The organism is Mesorhizobium sp. CNPSo 4684 (genome assembly GCF_057784315.1).
Genome location: NZ_JBWLUX010000023.1, coordinates 58,480 through 71,599, shown reverse-complemented (window position 1 = coordinate 71,599; position 13,120 = coordinate 58,480). Strand labels below are relative to the sequence as shown.

The 13,120-nt window shown below is 64.2% G+C and carries 10 protein-coding genes; 6 read left to right on the top strand and 4 right to left on the bottom strand.

Annotated features, from left to right (window positions below):
* Nucleotides 1-10 precede the first annotated feature (10 nt).
* From AC04SG_RS21465 to AC04SG_RS21440, 6 genes are all read left to right on the top strand, one after another.
* Nucleotides 11-820, top strand: a complete 810-nt coding sequence (locus AC04SG_RS21465) for an ABC transporter ATP-binding protein (RefSeq protein ID WP_210328332.1) — start codon at nucleotides 11-13, stop codon at nucleotides 818-820.
* The gene (locus AC04SG_RS21460) at nucleotides 807-1,658 is read left to right on the top strand and encodes an ABC transporter permease (RefSeq protein ID WP_192257583.1); all 852 of its coding nucleotides are present in this window, start codon (nucleotides 807-809) and stop codon (nucleotides 1,656-1,658) included. The genes AC04SG_RS21465 and AC04SG_RS21460 overlap by 14 nt, the downstream gene beginning before the upstream one ends.
* A gap of 229 nt (nucleotides 1,659-1,887) precedes the next feature.
* Nucleotides 1,888-3,198: a cytosine deaminase gene (locus tag AC04SG_RS21455; protein WP_488552688.1), complete on the top strand. Its 1,311-nt coding sequence runs from the start codon at nucleotides 1,888-1,890 to the stop codon at nucleotides 3,196-3,198.
* Nucleotides 3,198-4,601, top strand: a complete 1,404-nt coding sequence (locus AC04SG_RS21450; protein ID WP_488552687.1) for an FAD-binding oxidoreductase — start codon at nucleotides 3,198-3,200, stop codon at nucleotides 4,599-4,601. The genes AC04SG_RS21455 and AC04SG_RS21450 overlap by 1 nt, the downstream gene beginning before the upstream one ends.
* A 226-nt stretch (nucleotides 4,602-4,827) precedes the next feature.
* Nucleotides 4,828-5,409 (top strand): NAD(P)H-dependent oxidoreductase, encoded by a 582-nt coding sequence (locus AC04SG_RS21445; protein WP_488552686.1) that lies wholly within the window; start codon nucleotides 4,828-4,830, stop codon nucleotides 5,407-5,409.
* A complete protein-coding gene (locus AC04SG_RS21440; RefSeq protein WP_488552685.1) occupies nucleotides 5,409-5,996 on the top strand; it encodes an NAD(P)H-dependent oxidoreductase in 588 nt (195 codons plus the stop codon). The genes AC04SG_RS21445 and AC04SG_RS21440 overlap by 1 nt, the downstream gene beginning before the upstream one ends.
* Nucleotides 5,997-6,142: 146 nt before the next feature.
* On the opposite strand, the gene AC04SG_RS21435 is transcribed toward AC04SG_RS21440, so the two are convergent.
* The 4 genes from AC04SG_RS21435 to AC04SG_RS21420 are packed head-to-tail and all read right to left on the bottom strand — an operon-like array spanning nucleotide 6,143 to nucleotide 13,117.
* Entirely contained in the window at nucleotides 6,143-8,590 is a 2,448-nt protein-coding gene (locus tag AC04SG_RS21435) for a GcvT family protein (RefSeq protein WP_488552684.1), read from the bottom strand.
* On the bottom strand, nucleotides 8,587-9,768 hold the full coding sequence (locus tag AC04SG_RS21430; protein ID WP_488552683.1) for a pyridoxal phosphate-dependent aminotransferase: 1,182 nt from the start codon (nucleotides 9,766-9,768) through the stop codon (nucleotides 8,587-8,589). Before AC04SG_RS21430 ends, AC04SG_RS21435 begins: the two co-directional genes overlap by 4 nt.
* Nucleotides 9,768-10,667: a homocysteine S-methyltransferase family protein gene (locus AC04SG_RS21425; RefSeq protein WP_488552682.1), complete on the bottom strand. Its 900-nt coding sequence runs from the start codon at nucleotides 10,665-10,667 to the stop codon at nucleotides 9,768-9,770. Before AC04SG_RS21425 ends, AC04SG_RS21430 begins: the two co-directional genes overlap by 1 nt.
* Nucleotides 10,664-13,117, bottom strand: coding sequence for a GcvT family protein (locus AC04SG_RS21420; protein ID WP_488552681.1), 2,454 nt, complete (start codon nucleotides 13,115-13,117; stop codon nucleotides 10,664-10,666). The genes AC04SG_RS21425 and AC04SG_RS21420 overlap by 4 nt, the downstream gene beginning before the upstream one ends.
* Nucleotides 13,118-13,120 lie beyond the last annotated feature (3 nt).

Below are 13,120 nucleotides of genomic sequence, written 5' to 3'. Positions count from 1 at the left end.
ACGGGAGACAATGGCGCAGGCGCCCATGACGGCATCGGGTGAAAGCCCGATGCTTTTGGCGCTGCGCCATGTCGGCAAGGTCTTTTCCAACGGCGTGACGGCGCTGAGCGATGTCGACCTAACAATCCGCGAGGGCGATTTTCTCAGCCTGCTCGGGCCGTCCGGCTGCGGCAAGTCGACGGCTTTGCGTCTGATCGCCGGCCTGTCGACGCCGACCTCTGGCGTGCTCGACTGGCGCGGCTCGATCGACCGCGCCAACATCGGCTTCGTCTTCCAGGAACCAACGCTGCTGCCTTGGGCCAATGTGTTCGACAATGTCTGGCTGCCGCTGCGGCTGAAAGGCATCTCACGCGCCAAGGCAGCACCTGCGGTGACCGAGATGCTGGCGCGGGTGCACCTGACCGGTTTCGAGAACGCCGTGCCGCGCGAGCTTTCCGGCGGCATGAAGATGCGCGTTTCGATCGCGCGCGCCATGGTGACCAAGCCGCGCATCCTGTTGATGGACGAGCCGTTCGCCGCGCTCGACGAGATCACCCGCTTCAAGCTCAACAACGATCTTCTGGAGCTGTGGCAGGACGAACGCTTCACCGTCGTCTTCGTCACCCACAGCGTCTTCGAAAGCGTGTTTTTGTCCAACCGTGTCGTCGTCATGGCGGCGCGGCCGGGTCGCGTTCACGCCGAGCTTGCGATTGATGCGCCCTATCCGCGCGACGAGGTGTTCCGGACCTCGCCCGATTATGCCGCGCTCTGCCGCCAGGCCTCGGACATCCTGGTCAATGCCATCAACACATCAGCCGGACCGCACCATGACGGCCATTGAGCAACCCGTACTGACCCTCGATCCGGAGGAGGCGGGCCGCGTGCGCCAGGAGCGGCTGGAGCGGATCGGCCGGTGGGTGCTGCCGCTGGCAATCATGATCCTGGCGATCTGGTTCTGGGACCGCATCTGCGTCTGGAACGAGATCCCGAAATACATCCTGCCGCGTCCCGGCGTCGTGCTGCAGACGCTCTATGACGATGCCGGGCTGCTGTTCTCGTCGCTGCTGGTGACGCTCCGGATCACCTTCCTCAGCCTGCTTCTCGCCGTCATCGGCGGCGTTGGGCTGGCGGTGCTGTTTGCGCAATCGAAATGGGTGGAGATGTCGTTCTTCCCCTTCGCCATCGTGCTGCAGGTGACGCCGATCGTGGCGATCTTCCCGCTGATCAACATCTATGTGAACAACCAGACGGTGAAGCTGCTGCTGTGCGCCTGGATCGTCGCCTTCTTCCCGATCCTGTCCAACACCACGCTCGGCCTCAACTCGGTCGATCGCAACCTGCGCGACATGTTCAAGCTCAACGGCGCGACGCGCTGGCAGCAATTGCGCTATCTCAGGCTGCCGGCGGCGATGCCGTATTTCCTCGGCGGCCTGAAAATCGCCGGCGGCCTGTCGCTGATCGGCGCCGTCGTGGCCGAGTTCGTCGCCGGCGCGCAGGGGCAATCGTCGGGGCTCGCCTCGCGCATCATCGAGGCCGGCTACCGGCTCAACGCGCCGCGGTTGTTCGCGGCACTGATCCTGATTTCGCTGACGGGCATAGTGATCTTCCTGGTGTTGTCGCTGGTGTCGCATCTCATCTTGCGGCGCTGGCACGAGAGCGCGCTGAAGCAGGAGCGGTGATGATGTTTTGCGCCGTGGACAAAGGCTGGCTGTCGTCGGTACCAACGTTGGCGCTGCCCCTCATTGTCCTGCCGGACATTTCTCCCCGTATAGAGACGGGGAGAAAGACGCCATCACGTATGGTTTCGCCAATCGTCAACCTCGCAAAACGAGCGCTGACGGCCGCGACAGCCCCTTCTCCCCGTCACTATACGGGGAGAAGGTGCCGGCAGGCGGATGAGGGGCAGCGGTGACCTCACAGATTCCAGATTCCGGCCATTTTGTACTTGGCAACGTTCGTCTTCACCGGTCACTAACGCCGGGTCTTGCCGCCACCTTCGATACTGACGGCTTCGCTCTGGCCGACATCGCCATCGCCGACGGCAGGATCTCAGCTATCGCCGCGCATAAGAAATCAAAAGCGCCGGCCGATGCCATCGACCTTGCCGGCCGCATCGTCCTGCCGTGTTTCGTCGACTGCCATACCCATATCGACAAGGGCCATATCTGGCCGCGCAAGCCCAATCCGGATGGCACCTTCATAGGCGCACTCAATGCCACCGGCGCCGACCGCGCGGCGCGCTGGAGTGCCGAGGACGTAGCGAAGCGCATGGATTTCTCGCTGCGCTCGGCCTATGCGCACGGCACCAAGGCGTTGCGCACGCATCTCGACAGCGTGCCGCCGCAGGAAGAAATCTCCTGGCCGGTGTTCGAGGCTATGCGCGAGACATGGCGCGGCCGCATCGAGTTGCAAGCGGCCTGCCTGCTCGGCATCGAAGGCGTGCGCGACAAGGAATGGTTCGAGAGGCTGGCCAAGCGTGTCGCTGCCGCCAAGGGCGTGCTGGGCGTCGTCACCTATATGGTGCCGGACCTCGAAGAGCTGCTCGACAAGGTGTTTTCAGAGGCGATCAAGCACGGGCTCGATCTCGATTTCCACGCCGACGAGACCGACGATGTCGCGGCCATCTCGCTGAAGAAGATCGCCGAGGCTGCCCTCTGGAGCGGTTTTGAAGGCAACATCCTAGTGGGACATTGCTGCTCGCTGGCGCGCCAGCCGGACCTCGACGTGCTGGATACACTCGACAAGGTGGCCAAGGCCGGACTGGCCGTGGTGTCGCTGCCAATGTGCAATCTCTATCTGCAGGACCGGCGCGCCGACCTGACCACGCCACGCTGGCGCGGCGTGACACTGATGCACGAGATGAAGGCGAGGGGCATTCCGGTTGCGGTCGCCTCCGACAACACGCGCGACCCGTTCTATGCCTATGGCGATCTCGACATGCTGGAGGTCTACCGCCTGGCGACGCGCATCCTGCATTTCGACCATCCGGTCGGCGATTGGCCGCAAGCGGTGGCGGCGACGCCGGCCAAGGTGATGCGGCTCGACGGTGCCGGCACGCTGGCCGCCGGCGGCAGCGCAGACTTCATCATCTTCAAGGGGCGGAGCTGGACGGAATTGCTGTCGCGGCCCGAATCGGATCGCATCGTCGTGCGCGACGGTAAGGCGATCGAACGCCAGCTGCCCGACTATGCCGAACTCGACGAACTGATGGTGGACTAATGGATGTTTCGGCGCTCAAACGCGATCTCGACGGGATAAAACTCGACGACAATCCGGCCATCGTCCAGCAGAAGAGCCGCGACTTCTATTGGTACAGCCCGGTGCTGAAGCAGCAGCTCGACCATGTCACCGGCGACCTGATCGTGACGCCGAAAAACGAGGCCGAACTGATCCGCGTCCTTGCCGCCTGCCATCGGCATGGCGTTCCGGTGACACCGCGCGGCAGCGGCACCGGGAATTACGGGCAGGCGATGCCGCTGTCGGGCGGCGTGGTGCTCAATTTGGCCGAGATGAACGAGATCAAGACCATCGCGCCGGGCCGCGTCGTGACCGGGCCGGGCGCGATCCTCGCCGACATCGACAGAGCGACGCGGGCGCATTCCGGGCAGGAGCTCAGGCTGTCGCCGTCGACCTACAACACCGCGTCGATCGGCGGCTTCATCGCCGGCGGCTCTGGCGGTGTCGGCTCGATCAATTTCGGTGGCTTGCGCGATTTCGGCAATGTGCTGCGCCTGCGCGTCGTCACCATGGAGGCCGAGCCGAAGGTGCTCGAACTCACCGGTGAGGACTTGCACAAGGTGACGCACGCCTATGGCACCAATGGCATCATCACCGAGGTCGAGATGCCGCTGACGGCAGCCTATGAGTGGATCGACGTCATCGTCGGCTTCGACGCTTTCATGCCGGCGGCGCGCTACGGCAATGCGCTGGCCTGCCAGGACGGCATCCTGACCAAGCTGATCACGCCGATCGCCGCCCCGGTGCCGCAGCTCTATTTCAAGCGGCACCAGAAGTTTTTCAGGGAAGGGCAGAGCATCTGCGTCGTGATGGTTGCAAAGCATGGGCTCGACGCTTTCCTCGCCTTCACCCGTCGCGCCGGCGGCGAAATCATCTTCAATGCGGCAACAGTGACGGACGAGGAGAAGAAAGGCCTGCCGCCGGGCTTCGAACTGGCTTGGAACCACACGACGCTGCGGGCGCTGCGCGTCGATCCCGCGATCACCTACCTGCAGTCGCTCTATCCGTTTCCCAACCAGCTGGCGCTGGTCGAGAAGATGGATGCGATGTTTCCGGATGAGGTCTTTTCGCATCTCGAATTCGTGCGGCTCGACGGCAACATCACTTGCTTCGGCTTGCCGCTGGTCAAATTCACCACAGAGGCGCGGCTTAACGAGATCATCCGGCTGCATGAGGAGAATGGCTGCCCGATCTTCAACCCGCATCGCTACACGCTGGAAGAAGGCGGCATGAAGCAGACCGACGAAATCCAGCTCGCCTTCAAGCGCGAGACCGATCCGCAAGGTCTGCTCAACCCCGGCAAAATGATCGCCTGGGAAAACCCGGATTATGACTATCGCTCGGGCCGGACTTTTTTGTTCAAGGGCCTGCAGAAGGCGGTGTGATGAGAGGTTTGCGCCCGTCCACCGGCTCCATTGGCGATTGGCGAAAGCCGCGGCGACGTCGGATCTCCCCCCTTGAGGGGGAGATGGCCGGCAGGCCAGAAGGGGTCGGTTCGGCTGGCGCGACGCGGTTCGGCCTTTCGAAGAAAGAGAAAGTTGGCGCTTCACGCGCGGCGACCCCCTCTGTCGCCCTCGGCGACATCTCCCCCTCAAGGGGGGAGATTCTCCCATGAAAGTCCTCGTCCTCTATGCGCATCCGGTGGAGACCAGCTTCAATGCCGGCATGCACCGGACGATCGTCGAGCGGCTGACGGCGGCCGGCCATGACGTCGACGACTGCGATCTCTATGCCGAAGATTTCGATCCCAGGCTGACGCGCGCGGAGAGGCTGGACTATCACAACCAGCGCAGCCCCGCGGACCCGGCCGCATCCTATGTCGAGCGTCTGCTCAAGGCCGAGGCGCTGGTGCTGTCCTACCCCGTCTGGAATTATGGCTTTCCGGCCATCCTGAAAGGCTTTTTCGACCGCGTCTTCCTGCCCGGAGTGTCGTTCAAGCTGGTCGACGGCCAGGCGCAGCCATCGCTGCACAACATCCGTAAACTGGCGGCCGTCACCACCTATGGCGGCGGGCGGTTTCGCGCCATGCTGATGGGCGATCCGCCGCGCCGGCTGGTCAAACGGATGCTGCGCGCGACGATCAAGCCCGGCGCCTCCGTGTCCTACCTCGCGCATTATTCGATGAACCTGTCGACCGATGAGACGCGGGCGGCCTTCCTCGCCAAGGTCGCGGCCAGGATGGATGAATTCTGATGCGCGTGCTGGTGGTCTATTGCCATCCGGTGCCCGAAAGTTTTTGCGCCGCCATTCGCGACACAGCGGTCGACGTGCTGAAGGCACGGGGCTGGGATGTGCGCCTGCTCGACCTCTATGCGGAAAACTTCGACCCGGTGATGGGAAGCGATGAGCGGCGCACCTACAATGAGCGCGCGCCGGAGGATCCGGCGCTGAAGCCGCATTTCGAGCATCTCGCCTGGGCGCAGGCGATCCTCTTCATCTATCCGACCTGGTGGTACGGGTTGCCGGCAATGCTGAAGGGCTGGCTCGACCGGGTGTGGGCGACCGATGTCGCCTTCAAGCTGCCGGCGGGCAAGGGGCGGATCACGTCGCTGATGACACATGTCACCAAGGTTGGCGTCATCACCACCTGCGGCGCGCCGACCTGGTGGAGCGTTGTCGTCGGCCAGCCCGGCCGCAAGACCTTGCTGCGCGGCATGCGGGCGCTGTGCGCTCGCCGCTGCCGGACGTTTTTCCTGGCGCACTATCTGATGGATGCCTCGACGCCGAAAAGCCGGGCGGCGTTTCTGGGGAAGGTGCGGGCGAAGCTGGAGCGGTTTTGACGGGTTAGCGTCCTTCTCCCCGTTTACGGGGAGAAGATGCCGGCAGGCAGATGAGGGGCGGCGCGAACTCTGCAGACCTTGGCGCCGCCCCTCATCCGGCCCTTCGGGCCACCTTCTCCCCGTGAACGGGGCGAAGGAAGAGAGCGCTATATCTTCACCCGTTCCGCCTTCGGGTCGTACATCGGCTTCAGCGAGGCTTCCGCGGCAAAACGCTCGCCGGCGATCTCGATCTCGTAGGATGAGGAAAGCACGTCCGCCTCGCTCTCGCCCTTGCTTGGCACATAACCCAACCCAATCGCGCCCCCAAGATGATGGCCGTAATTGCCTGAGGTGATCGGGCCGACGATCTTGCCGTCGCGCAGGATGGCCTCATTGTGGAAGAGCAGGGGCTCAGGGTCCTTCAGCCGGAACTGGACCAGCCGGCGTGACAGGCCGGCCACCTTTTTCTCGAGCACCGCGTCGCGACCGATGAAGTCGCCTTTTGCTGTCTTCACTGCAAAGCCGAGGCCGGCCTCCAGCACATTGTCCTCGTCGGTGATGTCGTGGCCGAAATGGCGGAAGGCCTTTTCGATGCGACAGGAATCCAGCGTATGCAGGCCGCAGAGTTTCAGGCCGACATCCGCGCCGGCCTCGTCGATCGCTTCGAAGACATGCGCCGCCTGATCGGTCGAGATATAGAGCTCCCAGCCGAGCTCGCCGACATAGGTGACGCGGTGGGCGCGGGCGAGGCCCATGCCGATCTCGATCTCCTGGAAAGTGCCGAATGGATTGTTCTCATTGGAAAAATCGTTGGGGCTGACCTTCTGGATCAGCTTCCGCGCATCCGGACCCATCAGGCAGAGCACGCTTTCAGCAGCAGTCACGTCGGTGATGACGACGAACTCCTCGCCGACATGCCGGCGCAGCCAGGCTAGGTCGCGCTGCAGCGTCGCGCCGGGAACGACGAGGAAATAGGCTGTCTCCGACAGGCGCGACACTGTCAGATCGCTTTCGATGCCGCCGCGCTGGTTGAGCATCTGGGTGTAGACGATCTTGCCCGGCGCCACGTCCATATCGTTGGCGCAGAGTCTTTGCAGGAAGGCGCAGGCATCGCGGCCCTCGACGCGGATCTTGCCGAACGAGGTCATGTCGAACAGACCGACCTTGTTGCGGACCGCCAGATGCTCCTCGCGCTGGTTGCCGAACCAGTTCTGCCGCTTCCAGGAATAGCGGTATTCGCGTTCCTGTCCTTCGCGGGCAAACCAGTTGGCGCGCTCCCAGCCGGCGACCTCGCCGAAGACCGCGCCGCGCGCCTTCAGATGCTCATGCAGCGGCGAGCGCCTGACATTCCTGGACGTTGCCATCTGCCGGTAAGGAAAATGGTCGGCATAGAGCAGGCCGAGCGTTTCGGAGACACGCTCCTTTAGATAGCGGCGGTTCTTCTGGAACGGCTGGGCGCGGCGGATGTCGACTTCCCAGAGGTCGAAGGGCGCTTCGCCATCATTGATCCATTGCGCCAAAGCCATGCCGGCGCCGCCGGAGGAGACGATGCCGATCGAGTTATAGCCGGTCGCCATCCAGTAGCCCGATAGCTCCGGCGCCTCGCCGAGATAGTAGCGGTCGTCCGGGGTGAAACTTTCGGGCCCGTTGAAGAAGGTGTGAATGCCGGCGGTGGCCAGCATCGGCATGCGGTTGACGCCCATTTCGAGGATCGGCTCGAAATGCTCCATGTCCTCGGGCAACTGGTCGAAGCAGAAATCCTCGCGGATGCCGTCCATGCCCCAGGGCTTGGCCACCGGCTCAAAGGCGCCGAGCATCATCTTGCCGGCATCTTCCTTGTAGTAGGCGCATTCGTCGGGAACGCGCAGCACCGGCAGGCGGCCGAGACCGGGGATGGACTCGGTGACGAGGTAAAAATGCTCGCAGGCGTGCAGCGGGATGGTGACGCCGTTCTGTGCGCCGAGTTCACGCGCCCACATGCCGGCGCAGTTGACGACGATGTCGGCCTCGATGGTGCCTTGGTCCTCGCCTTGCGCCCACGACACACCGGTGACGCGGCCGGCCTTGGTGTGGATCTTGGTGACCTTCACATTCTCGACGATGGTTGCGCCGCGCTGGCGCGCACCCTTGGCCAGCGCCATGGCGATGTTGGCGGGATCGCACTGGCCGTCGAGCGGCAGGTGCACCGCGCCGACGACGTCTGACACGTTGAGATGCGGATACATCTCTTTGACTTCCCTAGGTGAAATCTCGCGTACATCGACATCGAAGGCGCGGGCAAGCGAGGCCTGCCTATAGATTTCGTGCTTGCGCTCCTCGGTCAGCGCCACGGTGATCGAGCCGACCTGGCGCATGCCGGTGCCGACTTCGGTCTCGGCCTCCAGCTTGACGTAGAGGTCGGCCGAATATTTCGCCAGCCGCGTCATGTTCTGCGAGCCGCGCAGCTGGCCGATCAGGCCGGCGGCGTGCCATGTCGTGCCCGATGTCAGCTGCTTGCGTTCGAGCAGCACGATGTCGGTCCAGCCGAGCTTGGCCAGATGATAGGCGACCGAGCAGCCGGAGACGCCGCCGCCGATGATCACGGCGCGGGCCTTGGTGGGAATGGGTTTGGTCATGCGGCCTCGCGGCGATAGCTGGATGCGAAGCGGCGCAGGCGTTTTGCGGCTTCCTGAAGCACCGGTTCCGGCTGGCAGAGGCTGATGCGGATATGGCCGGCGGCGGCCTTGCCGAAGCTGGAACCCGGCATGACGCCGACCTTTTCCCGGTCGAGAAAGGCCCAGGCGAATTTCTCGTCGTCGGGCTCGACGGCAGAGATGTCCAGCATGACATACATGCCGCCCTCGGAGCCGTGCACGGTGACATTGTTCATGCCGCGCACCGCGTCGAGCAGAACGGTGCGGCGCGCCGCGTAGCGCTCGGCGATTTCCTTGACGCCGTAACGGTTCTCCAGCGCCTCGGCACAAGCGATCGAGATGAAGGCCGGCAGGCCGTAGGTCGTCACCAGATTGAGGTTGGTCAACAGCGTGATCATCTCAGCCGGGCCGGTCAGCCAGCCCATGCGCCAGCCGGTCATGCCATGGCTCTTGGACATCGAGTTGATGACCAGCGTGCGCTCAGCCATGCCGGGCAGGCCGCGCGGCGAAATGTGTTCGCCGCCGCCCAGCGTCCAGTAGACCTCGTCCGACAAAAGCCAGAGATCATGCTCGCGGCAGATTGCGGCCAGTTCTTCCAGCCGCTCGCGCGAATAGACAGCACCGGTCGGGTTGTTCGGCGTGTTGATCAATATGGCGCGTGTGTTGGGCTTGAGCGCCGCGCGGATCCTGTCGGCGCGCGGCTGGAAACCGTCCTCGGCCGGGGTCTCGACCACGGTGAAACTGGCGCCGGCGGCGCCGAACGTGTTGGGGTAGGTAGCGTAATAGGGGGCGACCACGATGGCATGGTCGCCCTGGTCGAGCACGGCCTGGACGGCCGCATAAAGCGCTGCCTGGCCGCCGGGCGTGGCAATCACCTGGTCGGGGCTCGTTTCGATGCCGGTGCAGGCGGTCGATGCCGCAGCCATCGCCCTGCGCAGGCGCGGAACGCCGGGAAGCGGGGTGTAATGGTGGTTGCTGCCGCGAACCGCCGTCACGCAGGCTTCGATCGTCTGCGACGGCGTGTCGAAATCATGGTCGCCGACCGACAGCATGATGATGTCCTGGCCGGCCTCCTTGCGGGCCCAGGCCTCGGTGTGGACCTCCCAGCCATCCTTGCCCGAAGGCACGATGCCGGAAATGCGCTTTGACGGTCTGGGCATCATTGAACTCCCGAAATCTGGTAACCGGCCTGTTCGAGCCGGTCATACAAGGCAGCGATGTGGGCAGGGCCGACTTCGCAGCATCCGCCGACGATGCTGGCGCCGGCCTCGACCCAGCCGAGCGCCTGGTCGGCATAGGCATCCGGACCAAGGTCGTGGCGGGTGTGCAGCACATCGACGGTGCCGCCGTGCTTGAGCGCTTCGGTAGAGGTGAAGCCGTTGGCATAGGCGCCGACCGGGCCGCCGAGATCGATCAGCTCGGGCAGTGCCGCGGCGATCGCTTCGGGCCGACAGCAATTGACCAGCCGTGCCGCGAGCTGCAGGCCGTCGAGTGCACGCGAGGCCGCGGCGATCGCTTCGCCGCTGCGCAGGCGCGGGGTGCCGTGGTCGGCCAGCGTCCATGACACCCAGACCGGCTTGCCGCTTTCCGACGCTGCCGTGACGGCCGCGCGCGCTTCATCGGCGGAGGCCATGGTTTCGCACAGAAAGAGATCGACGCCGTCCGCCTGCTCGGCAACGATGCGGCGGTAGATGTCGAGTGTGTCCTGATAGGAAATGGTCAGTGCCGGCGCATAGCTGCCGAACAGCGGCGACAGGCAGCCGGCGATGGTTGCCTCTCCGGCTTGCTCGCAAGCTTGCCTTGCGAGCTCGATGCCGCGCTTCTGCAGCGGCTTGAACAGTTCCTCCGCACCCTCGCGCGCCAACCGCTCCGGCGTAGCCGAATAGGTGTTGATGGTGATGACGCGCGCGCCGGCACGGATGAATTCCGCATGCAGGTCGCGCACCAGATCCGGTTCGTCGATCAGCACCCTGGCCGACCACAGCGGCGTCGGTTCGGATTTGCTGCGGCGGACCAGCTCCTGGCCCATACCGCCATCGGTGAGGATAACAGTCTTCACGCCCGCAGCCTCTCGTTCTTCGGATCCCACAGCGGCTCGTCCCTCTGCACGACCGCCTTGAAGCGGTCGCCGAAGATTTCGATCTCGATGGCGGTATCGGGTTCAGCCAGGTCGGCGCGCAGCATGCCGAGCGCGATCGACTTGTCGATCCGGTGACCCCAGCCGCCTGATGTCGTTTCGCCGACGATCTTGCCGTCATGCCACAGCGTCGACACCGACGGCGCGTCGCAATCGCCGGGGTTTTCGACGACCAGCGTGACGAAGCGCTTCTTCACGCCTTGCTGCTTTTCGTTCTGCAGTGCGGCCTTGCCGCGGAAGTCCGGCTTGTCCCATTTGACGAAGCGCTCGAGCCCGCCCTGCAGGATCGTGTAGTCGGTCGACAGGTCGCCCTTCCAGGTGCGGTAGCCTTTTTCGAGACGCAGCGAGTCCAGCGCATACATGCCGAACGGCTTCAGTCCGTGTTTTTGTCCCGCCCCCCAGACGGCATCGAAGATGGCGGCGGTGTCTTCCACCTTGGTATGAATTTCCCAGCCGAGTTCGCCGGCGAAGGACACGCGCACAAGCTTCGCCCAACGGCCGGCGATCGTGGTTTCCTGATGCGTCAGCCAGGGCAGCGAGAGATCCGCATCGCAGACCTCGGTCAGGATCTTGCGCGCGTTGGGACCGGCGAGGATTTGCGTCGAGTAGTCTTCGGTCCTGTCGGTGAGGGTGAAAGCCGCGTCCCTCGGCATGCGCGACTTCAGCCATTCGAAGTCGTGCCACTGCGCTACCGCCGCGGTGATCAGCGTCATCTGCTCTTCGCCATGGCGCACCACCGACATCTCGGTGACGATGCGGCCCTTGTCGTCGGCAAAATAGACGAGGCCGATGCGGCCGGGCTTGGGCACCAGGCCGGTGACCTGCAGCGCCAGCCATTCGGCTGCGCCAGGGCCTTCGAGGTTGAAGCGCGAGAAGCCGGGCAGGTCCAGAATGCCGGCGGCGTCGCGCACCGCCAGGCATTCCTCGCGCACGCGGTGGTGCCACGGCCCTTCGCGGCGGAAGGTCAGCGTCGCTTCTTCCGACGTGTCGTCGCTGTCCTTCGCGTACCAGGTGGCGCGCTCCCAGCCATTATAGGCGTCGAACTGAGCGCCGAGCGCCTTGATGCGATCGTGGATCGGCGACAGCTTGCGGTCACGCGCCGCGGGCCAGGCATGGCGCGGGAACTGGATGGCGTATTCGTTGCCATAGATCTCCATGCCCTTGGCGACGCTATAGTCGGGCGCGGCGGCAAAGCTGGTAAAACGGCGTGGATCGCAGGACCACATGTCCCATTCGGTCTGGCCCTGCGTCACCCATTCGGCCAGCACCTTGCCGGCGCCGCCGCCTTGCGCAATGCCGAAGGTGAAGACGCAGGCCTCGAAGGCGTTGGGGACGCCGGGCATCGGACCGATCAGCGGGTTGCCGTCCGGCGCATAGGGGATCGGCCCGTTGATCACCTTGGAGAGGCCGGCAGTGCCGAGGATCGGCACGCGGGCGACGGCATCGGCCAGATAATGCTCGAGACGGTCGAGATCGTCGGGGAACAGCTGGAAGGAAAAATCCTCCGGCATCGGATCGTTGTGGGTCGCCCAGTGGGCGCGGCAATTGCGCTCATAGGGGCCGAGATTCATGCCGTTCTTCTCCTGGCGCAGATAGTAGGAGGTGTCGACATCGCGCAGCAGCGGCAGTTTCTTGCCCTGTTCCTTCGACCAGGCCATCAGTTCGGGGATTTCCTCGAACAATATGTACTGATGGCTCATCACCATCATCGGGACGTCGCGGCCAAACATTTTGCCGACTTCGGCGGCCCGGTAGCCGGCGGCGTTGACGACGATCTCGCAGCGGATCTCGCCTTGTGGTGTCTCGACCACCCATTCGTCATTCTCGCGGCGCACACCTGACACCGGGCAGAAGCGCACGATCTTGGCGCCCATGTCGCGCGCGCCCTTGGCCAGCGCCTGCGTCAGCTGCGCCGGGTCGATGTCGCCATCGCTCGGGTCGTAGAGCGCGCCCTTGAGATCATGCGTCTCGATGAAGGGGTAGCGGCGCTCGATCTCGTCGGGGCCGACAATGTCGATGTCCATGCCCTGGTAGCGGCCCATGCCCTTGGCGCGCTGGAATTCCTGCATGCGCTCCCTTGTATGGGCGAGGCGAAGCGAGCCGGTGACGTGATAGTTCATGGGATAGTCGACCGTTTCGGCGAGGCCGCGATAGAGCTCGGTCGAATAACGCTGCATGTTCATCAGCGACCATGACGACGAAAAGGTCGGCACATTGCCGGCGGCATGCCAGGTCGAGCCAGATGTCAGCTCGTTCTTCTCAAGCAGCACGCAGTCGGTCCAGCCGGCCTTGCACAGGTGATAGAGCGAGGAGGTGCCGACGACACCACCTCCGATGATCACCACGCGTGCCGTGGTCGGCAAACCGGCCATGTT